The 20,284-nt window shown below is 37.9% G+C and carries 21 protein-coding genes and 1 pseudogene; 13 read left to right on the forward strand and 9 right to left on the reverse strand.

Annotated features, from left to right (window positions below):
* The first annotated feature begins 5 nt into the window (after positions 1-5).
* From pduL to AC3WR0_RS20950, 11 genes and pseudogenes are all read left to right on the forward strand, one after another.
* Entirely contained in the window at positions 6-653 is a 648-nt protein-coding gene (gene pduL / locus AC3WR0_RS20900; RefSeq protein ID WP_492554093.1) for a phosphate propanoyltransferase, read from the forward strand.
* Positions 650-1,288 (forward strand): hypothetical protein, encoded by a 639-nt coding sequence (locus tag AC3WR0_RS20905; RefSeq protein WP_492554094.1) that lies wholly within the window; start codon positions 650-652, stop codon positions 1,286-1,288. The genes pduL and AC3WR0_RS20905 overlap by 4 nt, the downstream gene beginning before the upstream one ends.
* Positions 1,288-1,560, forward strand: coding sequence for a EutN/CcmL family microcompartment protein (locus AC3WR0_RS20910; protein ID WP_027322168.1), 273 nt, complete (start codon positions 1,288-1,290; stop codon positions 1,558-1,560). The genes AC3WR0_RS20905 and AC3WR0_RS20910 overlap by 1 nt, the downstream gene beginning before the upstream one ends.
* 5 nt (positions 1,561-1,565) lie before the next feature.
* A pseudogene (locus AC3WR0_RS20915) lies at positions 1,566-1,814 on the forward strand (BMC domain-containing protein); the annotation flags it as partial.
* 232 nt (positions 1,815-2,046) lie between these two features.
* A complete protein-coding gene (locus tag AC3WR0_RS20920) occupies positions 2,047-3,408 on the forward strand; it encodes an ethanolamine ammonia-lyase subunit EutB (RefSeq protein WP_492554095.1) in 1,362 nt (453 codons plus the stop codon).
* Between the two features lie 8 nt (positions 3,409-3,416).
* Entirely contained in the window at positions 3,417-4,283 is an 867-nt protein-coding gene (eutC, locus tag AC3WR0_RS20925; protein WP_492554096.1) for an ethanolamine ammonia-lyase subunit EutC, read from the forward strand.
* A gap of 61 nt (positions 4,284-4,344) precedes the next feature.
* A complete protein-coding gene (locus tag AC3WR0_RS20930; RefSeq protein ID WP_492554097.1) occupies positions 4,345-5,949 on the forward strand; it encodes an amino acid permease in 1,605 nt (534 codons plus the stop codon).
* A gap of 12 nt (positions 5,950-5,961) precedes the next feature.
* A complete protein-coding gene (gene mdh / locus AC3WR0_RS20935; RefSeq protein WP_492554098.1) occupies positions 5,962-6,900 on the forward strand; it encodes a malate dehydrogenase in 939 nt (312 codons plus the stop codon).
* Positions 6,901-7,623: 723 nt separating this feature from the next.
* The gene (locus tag AC3WR0_RS20940) at positions 7,624-9,066 is read left to right on the forward strand and encodes an HD-GYP domain-containing protein (protein ID WP_492554099.1); all 1,443 of its coding nucleotides are present in this window, start codon (positions 7,624-7,626) and stop codon (positions 9,064-9,066) included.
* A gap of 258 nt (positions 9,067-9,324) precedes the next feature.
* Complete coding sequence (locus AC3WR0_RS20945; RefSeq protein ID WP_492554100.1) at positions 9,325-10,800, forward strand: FTR1 family iron permease; 1,476 nt, start codon at positions 9,325-9,327, stop codon at positions 10,798-10,800.
* An 18-nt stretch (positions 10,801-10,818) separates the two neighbouring features.
* Entirely contained in the window at positions 10,819-11,190 is a 372-nt protein-coding gene (locus tag AC3WR0_RS20950; RefSeq protein WP_492554101.1) for a hypothetical protein, read from the forward strand.
* Positions 11,191-11,293: 103 nt separating this feature from the next.
* Here AC3WR0_RS20950 and AC3WR0_RS20955 read toward each other — a convergent pair whose 3' ends face one another.
* From AC3WR0_RS20955 to cspC, 3 genes are all read right to left on the reverse strand, one after another.
* Positions 11,294-11,779: a nitroreductase family protein gene (locus AC3WR0_RS20955; protein WP_492554102.1), complete on the reverse strand. Its 486-nt coding sequence runs from the start codon at positions 11,777-11,779 to the stop codon at positions 11,294-11,296.
* 451 nt (positions 11,780-12,230) lie between these two features.
* Positions 12,231-12,347, reverse strand: a complete 117-nt coding sequence (locus AC3WR0_RS20960; protein ID WP_492554103.1) for a YkvA family protein — start codon at positions 12,345-12,347, stop codon at positions 12,231-12,233.
* 206 nt (positions 12,348-12,553) lie between these two features.
* Positions 12,554-12,754 (reverse strand): cold shock protein CspC, encoded by a 201-nt coding sequence (gene cspC / locus AC3WR0_RS20965; RefSeq protein ID WP_010331195.1) that lies wholly within the window; start codon positions 12,752-12,754, stop codon positions 12,554-12,556.
* Positions 12,755-13,070: 316 nt separating this feature from the next.
* On the opposite strand from cspC, the gene AC3WR0_RS20970 reads away from it, so the two are divergent.
* Entirely contained in the window at positions 13,071-13,523 is a 453-nt protein-coding gene (locus AC3WR0_RS20970) for a MarR family winged helix-turn-helix transcriptional regulator (protein ID WP_492554104.1), read from the forward strand.
* A gap of 177 nt (positions 13,524-13,700) precedes the next feature.
* Here AC3WR0_RS20970 and AC3WR0_RS20975 read toward each other — a convergent pair whose 3' ends face one another.
* Positions 13,701-13,904 carry a hypothetical protein gene (locus AC3WR0_RS20975; protein ID WP_492554105.1) on the reverse strand — a complete coding sequence of 68 codons (204 nt, stop codon included), beginning with the start codon at positions 13,902-13,904 and terminating at the stop codon, positions 13,701-13,703.
* Positions 13,891-14,106 carry a CarD family transcriptional regulator gene (locus AC3WR0_RS20980; protein ID WP_492554106.1) on the reverse strand — a complete coding sequence of 72 codons (216 nt, stop codon included), beginning with the start codon at positions 14,104-14,106 and terminating at the stop codon, positions 13,891-13,893. Before AC3WR0_RS20980 ends, AC3WR0_RS20975 begins: the two co-directional genes overlap by 14 nt.
* A gap of 352 nt (positions 14,107-14,458) precedes the next feature.
* Between AC3WR0_RS20980 and AC3WR0_RS20985 the strand changes: the two genes are divergently transcribed.
* On the forward strand, positions 14,459-15,817 hold the full coding sequence (locus tag AC3WR0_RS20985) for a DHA2 family efflux MFS transporter permease subunit (protein ID WP_492554125.1): 1,359 nt from the start codon (positions 14,459-14,461) through the stop codon (positions 15,815-15,817).
* 525 nt (positions 15,818-16,342) lie between these two features.
* On the opposite strand, the gene AC3WR0_RS20990 is transcribed toward AC3WR0_RS20985, so the two are convergent.
* The 4 genes from AC3WR0_RS20990 to AC3WR0_RS21005 form a co-directional block, all read right to left on the reverse strand.
* Complete coding sequence (locus tag AC3WR0_RS20990) at positions 16,343-16,714, reverse strand: hypothetical protein (protein ID WP_492554107.1); 372 nt, start codon at positions 16,712-16,714, stop codon at positions 16,343-16,345.
* A 14-nt stretch (positions 16,715-16,728) separates the two neighbouring features.
* Complete coding sequence (locus tag AC3WR0_RS20995; RefSeq protein WP_492554108.1) at positions 16,729-17,247, reverse strand: acyl-CoA thioesterase; 519 nt, start codon at positions 17,245-17,247, stop codon at positions 16,729-16,731.
* 270 nt (positions 17,248-17,517) lie between these two features.
* The gene (cidR, locus tag AC3WR0_RS21000; RefSeq protein ID WP_492554109.1) at positions 17,518-18,414 is read right to left on the reverse strand and encodes a cidABC operon transcriptional activator CidR; all 897 of its coding nucleotides are present in this window, start codon (positions 18,412-18,414) and stop codon (positions 17,518-17,520) included.
* Between the two features lie 599 nt (positions 18,415-19,013).
* The gene (locus tag AC3WR0_RS21005; RefSeq protein ID WP_492554110.1) at positions 19,014-20,216 is read right to left on the reverse strand and encodes an MFS transporter; all 1,203 of its coding nucleotides are present in this window, start codon (positions 20,214-20,216) and stop codon (positions 19,014-19,016) included.
* Positions 20,217-20,284: the final 68 nt, after the last annotated feature.

A 20,284-nucleotide genomic window follows, 5' to 3' on the forward strand; every position in this document is an offset into this window, starting at 1 on the left:
GATTCATGAACTCCCACGTCATTCAGTCAATTGTTGAAAAGGTTATCAAAGAAATACAACAGGGGAGGGAAGCACCTTCGATACCGATTGGCGTTTCTGCCCGTCATGCTCATTTAAGTAAAGAACATTTGGAAATTTTATTTGGAACAAATTATCAACTGACAAGAAAAGCGAATCTTTCTCAGCCTGGTCAATTTGCCGCAAACGAAACGGTTACCGTGGCTGGTCCTAAAGGAAGCCTTGAACGAGTCCGCATTCTTGGCCCCGTCAGAAGTGCAACGCAAATTGAAATTAGTAAAACCGATTCTATTAAATTAGGATTAAATCCACCTTTAAGAGAATCTGGAAATATTAAGGGTTCGTCACCCGCAACTATTGTTGGTCCGAATGGGAGCATATATATACCAGAAGGATTGATAATCGCCCAGAACCACATTCATATGACAACGAGTGATGCGGAACGTTTTAAGTTACACAATGGACAATACGCTCAGGTGAAGATAGAAGGAAAACGCCCGATTCTATTCGAACAAGTTTTAATCCGGGTTTCCCCCCGATATCAACTGGAAATGCACATTGACACGGATGAGGCAAATGCCGCAATGTGTGTGACTGGAGACCTGGGAATCCTTTATATGAGTGGACGGCCATGAAAATCGATCAACAGGTCTTAGAGCAAATTATTCTTGAAGTAATAGCCAGGTTAAATGATAAGCCCAAACTTTTACTAGTGTATGAGGGAGTAAAAAAGCCGGAAAAAATTGAGTATCTTATCTCAACACTGCAGGATTCTTGGCAGGTCGAGTCCTGTAGTGATACCGATAGCTGTCTTTATGAGCAATCTGACTATCAGCATCTGGCCTTTTTGGATGTTAATCAGGATTTGCTTGTAAGAGGAGCGATGGGATTAACGGATACTCCAGGAAGCAGATTGCTGGCAAAAGCCTTGCGACAGGGAGACTATGTTCTATTTGAGCCGTCGAAAGAAATCGAATGGCTTTTAAAACAAGATATTCATTCCAATCCGGAACGTGTCGATCGTTACCGCAGGCATTTATTACAGTACAAAAGTAAGCTTGTGGAATTTGGAGTTTGGTTTGGTCTTATAGAAACTTTACATCCTTCTCTACTTCTTTACGATCGTAAACTATTAACGGAAAACGACATTCGGAACATAGAGTCAACGGAAATAAGAGTTTCTTCAAAAACAGTTATCACTCAATTGGCAAAAGATACAGCCAGGGAAAGAGGAATTCAAATAAGAGTCGATTTAGAGGGGCAATCATAATGCATATCGGTAAAGTTACTGGAAATGTATGGGCAACCCGTAAAGAGGAAGGCCTGACAGGACTTAAATTTTTATTTGTACAGTTAGAAGATCCACAAGGATTGCCTGTGGATACTCCTTTAATTGCAGCTGACCGTATCGGTTCAGGGATTGGAGATCGTGTCTTAATTACTAGAGGGAGTGCCGCACGCTTTATTTTTAAAGATGAGGATCTGCCAATTGATGCCGTAATAATTGGGATAGTTGATTCTATAGATGTGGAAAGTAGGTGAGAAAGATGGGAAAAGCTTTAGGGATGATTGAAACAAGAGGATTAATCGGATCAATTGAGGCCGCAGACGCTATGATTAAGTCAGCGGATGTACAACTGATTAAACAGGAAAAAATTGATGGGGGATTGGTAACCGTCCTTGTCGAAGGTGATGTCGGCGCGGTGCAAGCTGCCGTGGAAGCTGGTAAATTAGCAGCACAGCGTGTTGGACAATTAATTTCTGCTCACGTAATCCCAAGGCCTGATGACGAGGTAGATATAATTTTTAAAAAAAAGTGATGTAAAATCAACGGCTTCTGCTCCTATTTCACATCCTTCCTTAGACTCCAAAGCCGGTGTGGGTGAAGTTCAAATAAATCAGAAAAAAGAAAAATACTAGGCTAAGTCGGAAGATACACCTATTCATTTTGATACAGATAAACATGTATTGGGATACGTACAAACCAGAAGGGGAAATACCAACGGAAACGACAGAGGAGAATAACGAATGACTTGGTCTATACAGCTTAAAAACAGACAGTTTCAATTTTCCTCATTGAAAGAGGTTCTAGCGAAATCCAGTGAGGAGAAAACAGGAGATAAAATGGCTGGTATTTCAGCAGTATCTTCCCTTGAGCGGATGGCGGCAAAAGTGGTTTTAAGTGAAATTCAATTAAAAACCTTTTTTGAAAATCCAGTCATTCCCTATGAAATGGATGAAGTTACCCGTGTCATTTACGATGATCTTAATCAGACGATTTACCGTGAAATCCGGGAGTGGACCGTTGGAGAATTACGCGAGTATATTTTATCCCACCAAACCGGCCTGCAAGAACTGTCGCGAATTTCACAAGGCTTAACTAGTGAGGTAATATCGGGAGTTGCAAAATTGATGTCAAGCATCGATTTGGTAATGGCTTCGCAAAAGATGAGGTTCCAGGCACGGTGCAATACCATTATAGGGGAAGAGCGAAGATTGGCCTTTCGGTGTCAGCCGAACCATCCCAATGATGATCCTGAAGGTATTTTATATTCATTGAAAGAAGGCTTATCATATGGTTCCGGCGATGCGGTAATTGGCATCAATCCAAATATCGATACAGTTGAATCAGTTTCTCGTCTTCTTCATATGACACATGAATTTATGGAAAAGTGGAAAATCCCCACTCAAAACTGTGTATTGGCACACATTACCACACAAATAGAGGCATTAAAGAAAGGTGCTCCGATTTCACTTATGTTCCAAAGTTTAGCGGGTACTCAAAAAGGCAATGAAGCCTTTGGGCTGTCTAAAAGCCTGTTGGACGAAGGGTTCGAATTAATGAAACGATATGGAACTGCAATCGGTCCAAATCTTATGTATTTCGAGACAGGGCAGGGTTCAGAGGTTTCATTAGATGCCCACCTGGGAGTGGACATGCAAACACTTGAATCCCGGACATACGGGTTTGCGAGGCACTGGAAACCTTTCATGGTTAATAATGTATCAGGTTTTATAGGGCCTGAAACGTTATATGACGGCAGACAAATGATTCGTGCAGACTTAGAGGATCTATTTATGGGAAAAATGCATGGATTGCCAATGGGAATTGCTCCTACCTATACAAATCATATGTACGCTGATCAAAACGACCAGGAAATGGCAGGAATGCTTACCACATTAGCGGGAGCGAACTTTTATATGGGAGTTCCAGGTGGAGACGATGTGATGTTAAACTACCAGGATACTAGCTTCCATGATGATGCAAGCTTACGTGAGTTATTTGGATTACGGCCATTACGTGAGTTTGAAAAATGGCTGGAACGAATGGGGATTATGGAAAACGGCAAACTTACGGAAATGGCAGGAGATCTAAGTATATTCGACTAAGGCGGTGAATGATGAAAACTCTTACTGAAGAAGTTGTGGAGATGGTCATAAAAGCATTGGAAGGACAAAAATCTTCTTCAAACGAGAAGCAGGAAGATTCTTCTTTAAACATAAAATTTTCAGAGTATTCCGAAATAGGGGTGCTTAATCCTCGGAACCGGGACTCGATAGTTCGGGCACAAGCAATTACACCTGCCCGGATTGGAATTGGCAGGGCGGGAACGCGTATGAGGACATCAAGTTATCTTCGATTTCGGATCGATCATGCGGCTGCACAGGATGCGGTCAGGAAAGATGTTAATGAGGAAATCTTAAAACAATATAATCTGCCAATCTTACAAACGATTGCTGCTGATATGGATACTTACTTAATGAACCTTGACGCAGGAAGAAAATTAAGCGATTCTTCAGCCGAGTGGTTAGAGAAAAATGTTGAAAAGGGGAACCAGGTTCAGATTCTTGTTTGTGACGGTTTAAGTTCTTTCGCCGTGGAATCGAATATGCCAGATCTGCTTCCAGCGCTTATACAAGGACTTAAACTTAAAAATATTACAGTTGGTCCTCCTCTGTTCGTAAAAAGGTCACGCGTGTGGGTACAAGATCATGTTGCTTCTATTGTAAATTGTGATCTCATTATTTCTCTTATTGGGGAGCGGCCTGGTTTGGCAACTGCCGAAAGCCTATCCGCATACATGGTATATCGTCCAAATGAAAAAACGGTTGAGGCTGACCGTACCGTTATATCAAATATTCACAAAGGTGGTCTGTCTCCTGTAGAAGCAGGAGCTTATCTCTCAGACTTATTGGCAGACATGTTGATAACCAAGTGCAGCGGAGTTCGATTTTCACAAAAACGATATCTTGAAACAAACTAATTCGGTGGAAGTATTAAGTGAATGTGTTTTTCAAAAACGGTTAATATAGGGGGTATAAATCATGGTAATCGGTATTTTGTTAATTATCGTTACCTTGATATCCATGTTTGGTATTTTTGTGAAAGCCAATCAGGGAATCAAGAAATCACGTACAAAAGGGAATGCTGGAGACGATTTAAATGCTTTCGGATATAAACAAGAATTGCTTCGTGATATGGGTGGATTTTCCAACTTCGCGGTTTCATTTTCTGTTATCTCGATTCTTACTGGAGGAGTCACACTTTATGGTTTAGGTTTTTCTAATGGAGGACCCGCAATTATTGGGATAGGATGGGTATTAGTAACTTTATTCTGTTTGTTCATGTCTGCCTCGCTTGCGGAATTAACCTCAGCTATTCCTACATCAGGAGGCGTTTATCACTGGGCATCCATTCTTGGTAATCGAACAACTGGCTGGTTTTCCGCTATCCTTAATACAATTGGCCAAATTGCTACACTGGCTGGAATAGACTACGGTCTGGCTGGATTTTCCGCAGCTTTAATTTGGGAAAATCCAACTCATACTGAAGTAAATCTCCTTTGTGCAGGGATATTATTGAGTCATGCACTTCTAAATCATTTTGGAATTCATCTTGTTGCCAAACTGAATGATGTTTCCGCTGTTTATCATATGGCAGGGGTTGTAGTAATTGTAGCAGCATTGGCATTTTTTGCACCAAGCCATCATTCTATTTCTTATTTATTCGATACAACTTTTTCTACCCAAGCTAATAGCCTCCATATTCCTTATGGTGTAGCATTTCTATTCGGGCTTCTTCAAGCACAATGGACCATCACTGGTTATGATGCATCCGCTCACGTCAGTGAGGAAACGATTGACCCGCGCATTAGAGCTCCTTGGGGTGTATACATGTCGGTTGTGGTTTCAGGGATATTCGGATTCGTGCTCCTTTCGATGGTGACCGTTTCCATCACAAATCAGGTGCAGGTAGCAGCTGCTCCGAATGCATTTCTAACAGCAGTACAGCAGGCTCTGGGAACTAAATTCGGATCATTCATATCCTGGATGGTAGCAGCAGCTATGTGGTTCTGTGGTCTGGCATCCACAACCTCAACTTCCAGAATGATTTACGCTTTCTCTCGTGATAACGGCCTTCCTTTTTCAAAAATATGGGGTAAAGTATCATCCAAATTTCATACACCTGCTCCAGCAATCTATCTTTCAGTTCTTTTAGCACTTTTGTTAGGTCTTCAATCCGGTGTTTATGCAGCGGTAACCGCAATTTCAGTAATGGGCTTGCACACTTCTTACCTCATTCCTATTTTTCTTAAGCTTCGTGCGATCAATCGTAATGTTTGGACAGAAAAGGACGATGGACCTTGGCATTTAGGAAAATGGAGTGTTCCAGTGAATATTATCGCTTTGCTATGGATCGTATTTTTCGATATTTTATTTGTAGTAGCTCCTAACGATGTAACGTTTGGAAGTTATACCATGCATTACACAACAGGGAAGGCGTTTTTAGTGATACTGGCTATTGTTTTCTTCCTGTATTATGCCTTTGCAAGACGTTCTTACAATGGACCGCATCTAGGCACGTATGAGGATGTTAACATTCGGCTCAACAGCCAAGATGTTCAAGTAAAGGCAAACAAAACAATATAGGAGAGAAACTCTATGGGATTTAAAAGAAAAAAGATTGCTGTCATTGGCGCCGGTTTTACCGGTGCCACAACTGCTTTAATGCTGGCACAGAAGGAATTAGGGGATGTTGTCTTACTCGATATGCCAAATCAGACAAATCCAACTCTGGGAAAGGCCCTGGATTTGCTCGAAACAAGCCCAATTCAAAAATTTAACGCTAACATAACCGGGACTTCAGATTATACAGATATTAGCAATGCTGACTTGGTGATTATTACTGCAGGTGTAGCCAGAAAACCGGGAATGAGCCGTGATGATTTGGTGTCAATAAACGCAGGAATCATTAGGGATGTATCAGAAAATATACGGAATTATGCCCCTAACAGTTTTGTAATTGTATTAAGCAATCCTGTTGATGCTATGACCTACGTATGTTTTAAAACTACCGGATTTTCTAAAAATCGTGTCTTTGGACAATCGGGTGTACTGGACACTGCCCGGTTCAATACGTTTGTCTCTCAAGAATTAAATGTTTCAGTTGAAGATGTTAGCGGATTCGTATTAGGCGGACATGGAGATGATATGGTTCCACTGGTCAGATACTCTTATGCGGGAGGTATTCCCTTAGAAAAGTTGATTCCTAAAGATCGATTGGATGCGATAGTGGAGCGAACAAGAAAAGGGGGAGGAGAAATAGTCAATCTGCTTGCAAACGGAAGTGCTTATTATGCACCTGCTGCATCCATTGTTCAAATGGCTGATGCCCTCCTTAAAGACAAAAAAAGAATACTCCCTGCTGTTGCCTACTTGGAAGGAGAATATGGATATAAAAATCTTTATCTCGGCATTCCTACTGTTATTGGAGGAGAAGGGGTCGAAAAGATTTTCGAAATTCCTTTAAGCGAACTGGAAAAGCAGGAATTAGATAGGTCGGCTGAATCCGTACGAAAGGTAATGCAGCTTCTGCATTAGATCTTGATTGTTTATTTAAAATTCCCTTTGACTTTGTCTGAGGGTTTTTTTTGCGACATTCAAGCAGTGACTTCCTCATGATCTTTTCCAAATATCTTTTCTTTATATTTACAGAAAATGAAGTAAGGGTGTGATAGAGAAAACCGACTACATCTGATTTCTGCTTATTTGAGTCTAGTTTCAGCTGCTTGGAATAGTAGAGTGAGGAAACGAAATTGTTATTTCATAATAAGGAAATTTTAAATCTAAAGTCAGATTTAACGATATACTTACACCCGTGTTACTGCACATCAAATATACAAAGATTGCTTACTTATTTTCTATAAAAGATGCCTTAACAGTTCTATTAACTGAATTGATTTTAATTTATCGCCATTTTTCTGCAACTTTATTTTGACAGGGAAAAAAAGGCAGCACTTTTTTGATCGAATTAACTTCTATTGGGTTACTTCATGATAGAAACTGGTAAAATACATTGGTCCGGCGTACATATTATATATTTCAAGGATTACCTGAAAAAGAGAAATAAAAATTGATTTGAAAAATATCAAGTGACAACTTTATAAGAAGAAAGTCCTATTAGTTTAAATGGATTGAGTTATTCTTATAGAAGAAGATAGTGAGAGTATTTTTTCCCCTCAATGATAAAAGAATAGTCTTTCAAATCTCTATTCATGCTAAAATAGACACGTAATAGGCTACTGTTCAAACCGGAGGAGAAAAATGAAAAAATTAGTAATTGCAGGACCAATACTGTTTATGATTTTTCCATATGTTTTATTTGAATTGCTTAACATTGGATTTGTAAGGAATCCCCTCATGGTCCATCCGCATGGCCATTTTTATATTGTTTCCCTTGTTTCCATTCTTGCTGCTGGAATAGCCATATTGGTAGGTGTAGCTGGCAGAAGGTTAAGGAATATAAAAGTCAGTATACTTTCACTTGCTTTTTTATCTCTTTCTATAATGTTTTCCGTTCATGGACTTTCAACACCTTTTTTATTCCTTGGACCAACAAACCTGCCAGGTATATCAGCCCAATTAAGCATGCTGCTGGCTACAATATGGCTGTGGTTCTCTTCATTTTCTTCGAATAATAAATTTATAGATTTCCTTTCTTCAAAGCAAAAAGTGCTGGTGCCGTTTTGGACTATTTGCTTAATCATTTTTTGTTCTATCGGAATGGCACTTCCAAAAATTGTTGACATCGTTCCGCTAAACATTCACCCACTGAATCTTATTGTTTCTACGTTTGTTCTATTATTTAACGCTCTGACGATGTATAGATATATTCAATCTTACCGTTTTACCCGTTTTCCATTGCAACTCGCAATTGTTTATAGTTCCGGATGGATCATAGTCTCTCAGATTATTATGGTAAGAGGATTGCTGTGGAGTTTTGGCTGGTGGATTTATCATTATCTTCTACTGGGTTCGATGACTGTAATGATCATTGGTCTTTACAAACAATATTCGGTTAAAGGTTCTGTTGCTGATTCGCTTAGGTCCCTATTTGTTACAGACCCAATTGAAAGAGTAACAAACAGTATTCCATCAAGTGTAAGGGCTCTTGTTACTGCTACGGAGAAGAAGGACAGCTATACAGCCGGACATACTTTCAGGGTAACATTGTATGCTTTGAAATTAGCAGAAGAAATGGGACTCAAGCCAGAAGAATTACGTATAATACTACAAGGAACGCTTCTTCATGATGTAGGGAAAATAAGTGTTCCAGATCAAATCCTTAATAAACCTGGTAAACTTACACTCGAAGAAAGAAATTTGATTGAAGCTCATCCAGTTACAGGTTTTGATATGTGTCGAGGGCTTGGTTTACTCAAAGAAGAACTCAGTATCATAAGGTCCCACCATGAAAAGTGGGATGGTACAGGATATCCAGATAGACTTGCCGGTGAGAACATATCTTTATTTGCAAGAATAACAGCGGTGGCAGATGTTTATGACGCACTCACCTCTGAAAGGTCGTACCGAAAAGCATGGACTCATGCAAAGGCAATGGAGTTTTTGGATGAAAGTAAAGGGGCGCACTTTGACCCTGCATGTGTGGATGCGTGGAAAGCTGTTTGTGTAAAGGATCCATTTGTTTATCAATATCCTTCGGAGTTCATAAAGGATGGAACAATAGTCAAGAAGGCTTTAGCCTAAAGGCAGGTAATATTCTAATTTTAATCTTCATTTCTTATTATGCGGAGATAAAATTGCCAGTATCAGTAATAATTAAGAAATCCCTACTTGTCTTATACCAGTGGGGATTTTTTTGTGAAAAAAATATTAGTATTCTTGCTAAATGTTCCTCCAAATGACATTGACAATCATTCTCAATCAAAATACAATAAAATTTGGGAAATGTTATTGATATTTATTCTCATTTATACATATAGATCGTTTCACAAGGAGGAACCCATGGGTAAGTACTTACTGAAGATTACTATTCTTTTTCTATTAATAATAGGTTTAGGGATACAACGACCTGCTGAGGCTGCTGAAGATGCGAAGTCGGAATTACAAAGTGCTCAGGTTTCAGTGGATCAGGCAATTGGCTTTGTTTCAAAAGGGGACTTAGATGAAGCTCAGAAATCATATGATCAATTTAATAAAAGGTGGCGTGTATTTGAGGAAGGAATAAAAGGGGAATCTGCAGCCGCCTACAGAGATATTGAGTCAAATATGGGTAAAGTGGTTTACGCTTTTACGATTAAGAAATCAGATCAAGTCCTTCAGTCATTGGAGGGATTAAAGTCAGTAAATGAAAAATTTATTAGCGGCGGTTATCCAAAAGATCCTGGATTTAAAGAAAAAGATCTTTCTTTAGATGATTACATTCTCATTCTACAAGACGCCAAGAAAGAAATACATGAAAAAAATCAAGAAGAAGCACTTGAAAAAATCAAAGAAGCCAGCGATAGCTGGTTAAGTGTTGAGGGGACAGTGGTTGCCCAATCCGCTTCCGTATATGCGGATTCCGAAAGGGACTTGGTCGTGATTCAGGCAATGCTAAATGATAAACCGCCAAATTATAAACAGGCAGAAAAAACTGTTACAAATATGGTTTCTTATCTTGCTCCTTTAGCGGAGAAGTCCCAATACACTTATTGGGATGCCGCCATGATCCTTATTCGCGAAGGCTTGGAAGCCTTGCTTGTCGTCATTGCTTTAATGTCCTTTGTAAATAAATCTGGAGAATCAAAAGGAAGAGGCTGGATTTGGACAGGGGTATTAGCGGGCCTTGGGGTTAGCATCATCCTTGCCGTTGTTGTTAAGTTTGTTATATCATCCGGTGCCTTTGGTAATAACAATGCCCTTATTGGTGGGTGGACCGGTGTTTTTGCAGCCGTTATGTTACTGTATATGAGCTATTGGCTTCACAGCCAATCCAATATTGCCGAGTGGAATCGGTATATAAGAGAAAAAAGCCAGACAGCCTTATCAACAGGAAAGCTGGTTTCCTTAGGAGTTCTTGCTTTTCTCGCGGTTTTCCGGGAAGGTACCGAAACGGTATTGTTTTATATCGGTATGGCTAGCCAAATCCAGCTTCAATCCCTCCTGTTAGGATTTTTGATGGGAGCTGCTATTCTTGGAGTTCTTGCATACCTGATGGTGTTTGTTGGATTAAAATTACCGCTTCGGCCATTCTTTTTGGTTTCTAGTATTATTGTTTTTTATCTTTGCATCAAGTTTACAGGAATGGGAATCCATAGTCTTCAATTAGCCGGTGTGATTCCAACATCGAATAGTGAAAATATACCGAGTATCGAGTTTTTTGCGCTCTATCCTTCATGGGAAAGTACCATCCCTCAGATCATGCTTGTTTTAGCAGCAGTAATGATCTTGGTGTATAGGAGCTTAAAAAACAAAAAATCAATTACAGTTAAAAACTAAGAAAGTGGGAAAAGTAAAATGAAAAAAGTAAAATTAATGGCTTTAACAATGGGAATAGGGGCTTCATTACTATTATCTGCATGCAATTCTAATGACAAGGTGTCTGAAGGCGTAAATAAGATGCTGGACACAACTGGTGAACTTTCAAAAGCAATTGATAGCGGAGATCAGAAAAAAGTAAAAGAAGTAGGACCAAAACTTGAAGACCAATGGTCCTCATTCGAAGATGAAGTAAAAAAAGACAACAAAGATATGTATGAGAAAGTCGAAAAATACCTTGATCCAACAATCGCTGGTTCTGAAGCGGACACTCTTGATAAAGAGACATTAGGTAAGCTGAATGATCAGCTCATAGGCGCATTGAAGGAATTGGATGAAAAAACAAAATAAGTTATGGCGAAAAACCACCGATTCTTCCTATCGGTGGTTTTTGTATTCACTAGTTTCTCATCTTTAAGTGAAAAGTTTTAAAATTTAAACTGCCAAAGTATTTCTAAGAAAGCTGGATTAATTTATTTTCAATTGGTGTACGTTGTTTTTGCTCAGGAATTTCTTCCGGATAACCCACACCTAAAACTCCAATTACATCATAACCTTCCGGAACACCAAGAATTTCACGATTTTTCGCATTTCCACCTATAGAAGACCAAAATGTTCCTACACCTTCCGCCCAAGCGGCTAAATTGAAGTTTTGGATGAAACATGCTGTTGCTAGTGCGTTTTCCTCTGTTTCAATATTGGTCTTACCGTACTTTGACAATACCGCTAAAACAACAGGAGCATTGCCAAAATTTGTTTTATGATTTAACTTTACTCTTGTTTCTGGCCCTACTAAATAAATTTCCCATGGTTCTGTCATTCGATGATTAGGAGCCATAGCGGCGGCTTGTAACCATAATTGAAGCTTATCAGGATCTACAAGATCTGACTTGAAAACCTTTATATTACGACGAGATTTAATTACTTCTAAAATATCCACGTGATTTCCTCCCATTGTTTGTAATAAGATCAGGTACATCACACACTTTACTTTTTAACAAACTATTGGTTTTAGCACAAGTTTTGAAGCTTAATAATAATTTCCCGGTATAAGAATCTTTACAAATGTGTTTTTCAAGTTAGACACTTATGTTTTAGCCGACCATACTTTAGTGTAGAGGACTGCTTTTCATGAAGCATATATTTCCTGCGCTCATTAAGAATGAATCGACCCAGGTTTTGTACCTGATCAGTCAATATCATCTTCTTAGGAGGAACATCATCCCCAATTTCCCATTATTATTAATCAATGAAATATATACCATATATAGTTTTCCCACCCCAGTACGCAAGTAACAGCCAAATCAGAATGAATAGTACGGCAACAAACCAATTTTTTGGTTTCCCCTCATTCCTAATAATTTCTTCAGTCGTTTCTCTATTTTCTTCGATTAGATAAGGGGGTATGGAACAATAATTAGGTCATCGAGATAACCCAATATGGGAATGGAATCAGGGATTAAATCTATAGGACTAAAAGCGTAAGCGACTCCACAAATAGCAACCAATTCTGCATACCTTGGAACTCTATTCGCATATTGCCAAGTAGTATGCTATAATGTAAATGAACCTTTGAAGCTTTAAATCTTTTTATATTACCTGTACCATCTCCCTGCTCAAAACATTGAGTAGGGTTTTTTATTGTATATTATAAAGAGACACATAAAAAAACAGGCTCTATATAGAGAGCCTGTTTTGTATAAGTCATTTAAGATTAAGCTTTTTGAACGTTAGCAGCTTGAGCTCCACGAGCACCTTGCTCAACGTCAAAAGTTACTTTTTGGCCTTCGTCTAAAGACTTGAAGCCTTCGCTTTGGATTGCTGAGAAGTGTACGAATACATCGTCTCCATTTTCGCGTTCGATAAATCCAAAACCTTTTTCTGCATTAAACCATTTAACTGTACCTTGTTCCATTTTTATTGCCTCCTAGTGCGTTACACACAATGTATTACTATCCTTGCCCAAAGTGATTTTCAAGACGAAAAGTCGATATTCATACAATTCATTACACCGAACAAAAATAATTCTTTATTAGAATAACATGAAAAGGAAGAGATTGCAACTCTAAATAGGCAGCATTCCTGAAAGAATATAATTTAGTATAAACAAAAGGCTTAAACATAAGCTTCAGCTTTTGTAGATAGGCTTGATTTTATCTTTAGGATAAAGTCACTCTAGTAAACCAAATTGACATCAAAAACGGTATTTTGTATAGTAGGGTGCGAAGGTTATGATTGGGGTGAATCGTATGATTTCAAACTCTGAATTACAAAATTTAGATCTGATAGACCTATTGAGCGAGCGTCATAATTTGGTGAGAAGAATCGCTGAGAAAACATGGAACCATCAAAGTGAGATTTATATTTCAAATTCTGAATGGTATATCATGGCCAGAATTTATAAAAAAAGGCCTGCGATTTCTTATGTAACAAAGAATGTAGAAATTTCCCGGCAGGCGATACATAAGTTTATTAAAAATCTTTCCGCAAAAGGATTAGTGGAAATTCAAAATGTAGAAAACAATAAGAAAGAAAAGTGTATCCAGTTAACAGCTTTGGGTGAGGAGTGCTATGAAAAAAATGAGGCTCTTAAAGCCCAGCTTGAGAATAAAATTGCAGAAAATATAGGTATTGAGCAAGTCAAAATTCTTAAAGACCTTTTAAAGTTAGATTGGGGAATCTAGCTATACGTGAAAGCGCCCATTTTGTCAGCATGCTGAACAAGGTGGGCGCTTTTTACTATTCAATAATATTGATCAATAAGGTCATCATGGATAAAAGTTATTTTATCAGCTTAATCAGCTTTAGGACCCATCTCATTAATGTCTTCCCACGTAGTGTTCAATGAAATAGCCATTTCATTAAAAAGGATATTTTGTGCCGTGCCTAAAGTTTCCGATCTTGTACATACCGTTTTCTTCCATGAAGACTGGCCTCCATTTTTTAGTCAGCAGCGTATTTACAACGTTTGCGCTTTCTTTCCGATCACCTGTATTAACAATATTGTTATATAGGCTTGTCATTCCACTTAATCCCTGGAACTTTAAAAGATTAGAGTAATTCATACGCTTCCTCCTTTTTAAGAAGATCCAGCATGATGACTTTATCGTTCCTGACAGGAATGCTAATCGTTAAATGTTTTAACTGTTTTCTATTGATTGCAGTACGTAATACTTTCTGTGCTGCCCGAAAGGTTTTTTCACATATTTCATCAATTTTACAAATTCCATGTGCGAAATAAATGATCAAATCTCCAATGTTATACACTTTTTCTCCCCCAGCACATTTTGTCAACTTTGTTGATTATATCATTATAAAAGTTTTTGTCAATAAGGTTGACGTTTTGAAAAAAAGTTTGATATAGTGTACAAATCGTAAGTATGTGGGGGTGTACTGCGGAAGATGGAGCTTTGCTGTTAATGGAAATCACGGCTTATCTATTTCAGCAAATGACACTACGATCCAGGAGTATATAAAGTGTCAGTTGGAAAAATAAATTCTTCTAAAAATGATTAAAGGAGCTTAATAGGTGAATACACAAACCAAAACAGGCGAAATCGCGAAACAACATAACAAATCATATTCAGTAACGAAACAGCAATTCAAAACAGGCCCGATAATGGCTGCACTTTTAGTGGCGGGATTTGTCGGACTTTTTAGTGAAACAGCATTGAATATTGCATTAGGACAACTAAGTCAGATATTCACCGTAAATGCCACAACAATCCAATGGCTGGCAACAGGCTACTTTCTTACCTTAGGTATTTTAGTGCCGGTTACAGGTATTTTGATGCAAAAATTTACAACCCGACAGATGTTTTTAACGTCTATATCACTATCAATTATCGGAACAATTATAGCAGCGGCAGCACCGGCATTTCCTATTCTTTTAACGGGACGAGTCATTCAGGCCGCTGGATTGGCCATTAACTTGCCATTAACTCAAAACGTTATTTTTACGATTTTCCCTCCAAATAAACGAGGGGGCGCGATGGGGATAATGGGCTTAGTCATGTTAGCGGGCCCGGCACTTGGTCCAACTGTAGCAGGCCTTATTTTAGATACATTATCATGGCATTGGATTTTCTGGGTTACCATTCCTTTCTTACTGTTCTCTCTAATTTTCGGGCTTGTTTATTTACCGAATTTGAATGAAGTTCGTAAAGTTTCGATAGATATCCCTTCCGTTATTCTTTCTACAATTGGATTTGGTGGCGTGGTTTACGGAGTAAGTGCAGGTGGAGAACACGGCGGTTGGATAAGTCCAACTGTGATTGGAACCATCATCCTTGGAATGGTGGCACTTATTATTTTTACGATACGCCAAACGAAAATGGAGCATCCGATTCTGAATCTCAAAGCATTCACTTATCCGCTTTTCGTTCTTGGCGTCATTATGAGTTTTATCACGTTCTTTAATATGTTGTCTATGCTAGTCATTTTACCTATGTATATGCAAATGGCTTTGGTTGTGGCTGCTTTTACAACGGGTCTTATCCTTCTGCCTGGCAGCTTGCTAAACTGTATATTAGCTCCAGCCATTGGCCGTTTCTTTGACAACTATGGTCCGAAAGCGGTTATTACACCCGGTACCATTTTAGTTGCCATTGGTTATGGATTATATTCTCAATTTGGAACAGATACTGCTCTATGGATGATTGTTGCCACGCATATTGTCATGATGTTAGGGATTGGAGCAGTCTTGGCTTCTGTACAAACAAACACTCTAAATTCCCTGCCAAAGCAGTATTATCCAGATGGAATCGCTTTGACTCAAACGATCCAGCAAGTAGCTGGAGCAATTGGTATTGCAGTTATGGTTTCGATTTTATCGGCGACCCAGAATAGTTACTTAGCAACTCATGGGGATGAACCATCAATGGCAGCAGCAACAGGATCCTCGGTCGTGTTCACGATCAGTTTCGTTTTAGCAGTGGTGAATATTGCCCTATCATTCTTCATCAAAAAGCCAAATTAAACTAAATCAATTTAATTACAAATCGATTAAAAAGGGGATTAAAGGATAAATAACATACCCATTAAAAGTATTAGATTAATTTTCTCAATGGCAGCCAGCCTTAATACTCTTTATGACCGGTATGGATTAAATGAAATTTAGGGTTTTCTTACCCTAATTAAGGAGGATAAGTCTTCTAAATCGTATAGCCGACAAACGGGAAATTTAAGAAGGAATTAAAAATCAAGGCTGTGTTAAAGTATATTGTTGATTTTTCGCTATCTTGATTGGGAGCGCCGCGAGTGAAAATCAACATTGTTTAACAGACACCCATGCAAAAAAGTTGGCACCAAAGTACTGAAATACCATTTATCCACAGTTATTTGAGGGGAAGCCAAAAACAAAAGCAGGAACCATGTAAATGGTTCCTGCTTTTTCTTTATAATGGGGAAAGAATGTGTAAAAGGGGGAATTGCTAGTTACGATATATATTAACTTTCCTTTATTAGGATTGCTAATAGCAGTTTTAAAAAATTTAAGTCCCAATTACCTAATAGAAGAAGGGCCCACTAATGATTCAGGTTTCATACCCATGATTAAAAGGCTAATTTTGGCGTAACCAGTATTTCTAAATTTAGAAAAAATTTGCTTTAATACTTGGGAATCTTGATCGTCTTTTAATTTTTGTAATTCTTTCTTATACAATCGTAGAACAGAGCCATACACAAAGCTCGGGGCAGATTCGCCAGGATTCTCATTCATGAGTAAACATCCCATATACTGATATTTAAATTGGAATGCACGTGTAAGATTAACGGTATCCAACAGTTTTTCAAATAGGTTAGGATAATCATTTTTTAATTTCTCAATGGCTTCTTTAGTGGCTTTTAATTCATCAATACTAGATAAAGCTATCATAAATTCTTCCTCCTTTATTTGTCCCATGGCTTTTCCAATGAAATATATGCAGCTAATTCTTTACTTTTTTGCCTTCTTAATTTACGCATTTCGGCTCTTTCTTTACCTGTATTGTAGAGGAACTCTTCTTCTTCTGTTTCTGGTATAATACTTGGAACTTCTACTGGACGCTTATCTTCATCTAAAGCTACAAAAGTCAAAAATGCTGTAGCAGCAATTCTACGTTCGCCATTCAGCATATCTTCGGCTATAACTTTGCAAAAAATCTCCATAGAGGTTTTTCCTGTATATGTCACAAACGATTCGACACAAACTGAATCCGTTTGATGAATAGGGCATAAGAAATCGATTGAATCAGTAGAGGCTGTTACACATTCCTTAACTCTGGAATGCCTGCGGGCTGATAAGGTTGCAGCATCATCTAATTTTTTCATCAAAATGCCGCCAAACAAAGTATTATAGTTATTTAAATCGCAAGATAATACTTGAGCAGTATTAACAATACGGCTTTCTTTTACTTTTTTTGCTTTCATAAGGTTGCTTCCTTTCATGATTGGATCCTAGTTGGTAATTCCTATATCCACGTTATTAAAAGGTTTTTCTTGTCTGAAATAAGTTTACGTCGCATTATTCGATTAGTAAAATGGTTATATTTCATCTTCAGTATAGCTTTTGGCTATGTAAACGCTTCCATATATTCAACGCAACTATATTTTTGAGGAATAAAAAAACGGTCCTCTAAACAGAACCGTTCGATAAATATAAAGCTATTCAAATGTAAGAAAATACTTTTCGGTGATAGATTAATCTTCTTGATAAACTTTTGAGAGACGTTCTATAGTGAAATGAAGCCATTCTTTTGCTGCAAAGGACATGTACTGATTCTTGCCCCAAATAATCGCTAAGTTCCAACTGATTGATGGGTTCACGACTTTTACAGACCTTACATTTTTATTTAGATTATGACAAACACTTTCCGGTAAAAGAGAAACTCCGAGCTTGGATGCAACCATTTCCTCAATAAAAGACCGTTGTGAACTTTCCGAGATAATGTGGGGAGTAAAACCTGCACTATTACATGAATTAATGATTCGGTCATTTAGTACAAAGTCCTTATTAAACAAAATAAACGATTCATTTGCCAAATCAGCTAAATTGACTTCCTCTTTTTCTGCTAGTGGGTGTGATGGATGAAGGATGAGTTTTAAGTCTTCTTCCATAAAGGAGAAATGATCAAAGATTTCATTTTTAGTTGGAAGAACAATTACACCAACATCAAGAGAATTGTTGCCTACATCTTCTTCTATCTTTTTTGAACCATCTTCGACTAATTGAAAAGTAATTCCGGGATACTTTTCATGATACTCACCAACAATTTCCAAGAAAGTATGCGCATTAAATATCGGCGGCAAACCAATACGAATATGCCCTTTTTTTAGTCCTGTAAGGTTGTCTAATTCTGTTTCTAAATTTTTAAATGCTTTATCAATTAATTTTGCTTGCTCCAAAATAATTTTACCTGCATCTGTCAGGGTTAATTGCTTACGTGAGCGTTCAAAAAGTTCAATTCCTAATTCCGTCTCAAGTCTTTTAATCATTTTACTTATGCTTGGTTGAGTGATAAATAAGTTATCCGCCGCACGGGAAAAACTATTAAAATTTGAAACCTCAATAAAGTATTGTAAATGTTTGATATCCAATATGTACACCTGCTTGTAATCAATTTATAGGGTTAAGAACCAGAAGGATATATTTATTAAGGTATCATAAATCTCTACAATTTATAATTAACCAACTTAATTTAAGTAACAAAAGACAAAAGCCAACGTATTTTATCTTCGGGTTTGGTAGACCATTAAGGCTATTTTGAAGCGAGAAGGAATTGTGGAATGGTTTAAGGGAGAGAAAGGCTAGCGTCCTATATTTTACTTAAGGTGAGGAAGATAATTTCGTATTTGTTCATTTATTTCCGTACTACCTGCTAACGTAAGGTTTCCAAACGAATTCTATACCTTAAAAAAGGACAAAATGTTTTTTCAACTTAGTTTATAATTAAGATTTAGGTAACACAAAGATAGTTTGCACAAAATGCATTATTTCCTCTGATTAGAATCGAAAAAATGTGGGAGTCCTTGATTAGTTTACTCTCCTCAATCTGCCCCTAACGCTGAATCTTATTTTTCATACCGTTTTGTGCCAGAATTTAAAGGATAACTGGGAGTGGCCGGGGTTCAAATCCTCGCAGAAAAAAATCCTTGGTAGTTCTACGTTACCAAGGACTTTCGTGTAAGGGTTAACACTATACCGTTTTTGAAAGGGTTTGTTTGCTAAGCTCCAATCCCTTTTTATCAATCATGACTATCTTAAACAACATGCCCTGAATAAAAATAGCAAAGAGTAAGTAGTAATGAATAAATTCTTTTGCTAAAAAGTAAATCAGAATAAAGGTTAATACTGAAAGGATTCTTCCTCCATTAAGATATATTTCCCTCATAACCATTGATTCTGTTCGAAGCCCGGACTTTGGCAAATCTCCTATTAACCTGAACATAAAGCTAAAGTATGAAACACCAAGAAGGGCTTTACCAATTTCATTAACTATTAAAAAGATAAAGACGGACCATATATTCATGTTAATGACCATAGGGACGGCAGAAAGGAAATAAATTAACCAGGCTGTCAGTATGGTATATGGTTCCCTCTCCTTGTGATTATATTTAGAGTGCCATAGGCTTGAAAGAATAGAGACTGTTCCAAAAAGGATAGAGCTAATTCCAACAAGAAATTCGTTTTTGACTGTCATAAAAAGAGTAACTGCAGGTACGAACCCGAGTAACCCCTCACACATTCCCCATAAAAACCAGCCGCCCCACATTGGTTTCAATGCCGGCTTCCGGCGGTTAAGTCTCCATAATAATCGTAAATGCAAGGTTTTTTTGGAAGAAGGGTCCTTAGGCAATCGAAAACTTAGGAGAAAACCAATAAAAAACAATATTAAAGAGAGGGTAAAAACAATATTGTACCCAGTAAAACTTAAACGGGTAATAATAAAGCCAGCAAATGCAGGGCCAACAGTGGTTACTATCCCAAATACAGCCATTTGTTTTCCCATAAAGGAGGAGCGTGATTTATTATCGACCAAGTCATAAATTAATACCAGATAGCCGAGCCAATAAAAACCTGCTCCAAGACCATTTAATATTCCAATAAGCATTGGAATAGCTGCCGTTTTTTTCTGTAAAATAATGACAACTAGGTAAAAGAATGCTGTTAAGCCAATCCCAATTTGGAAACTTACTATTCGGTCTTTCCGCTTCGAAAGTATAGCATCAATGATAAAGGCAATGGTCCCAAAAAAGAAGGTAGCTAGAATAAATAAAGCGTTCACATTTAAGTCCTGGGCAATTTTCCATAAATATAGATTTAAGAACAAAGCTGCCATTGTAGTTGCTAAGCCGTAAAAACCATGGATGCAAAGCAATAGTTTCTGTGATGTACTCAAACATTTCCCCTCTGTCTTCCTAAATATAGTTTCCTTTATTAGGCCGTTAATTTTGGCTGACTTGGCCC

Source organism: Neobacillus sp. FW104-15D2 (genome assembly GCF_058790155.1).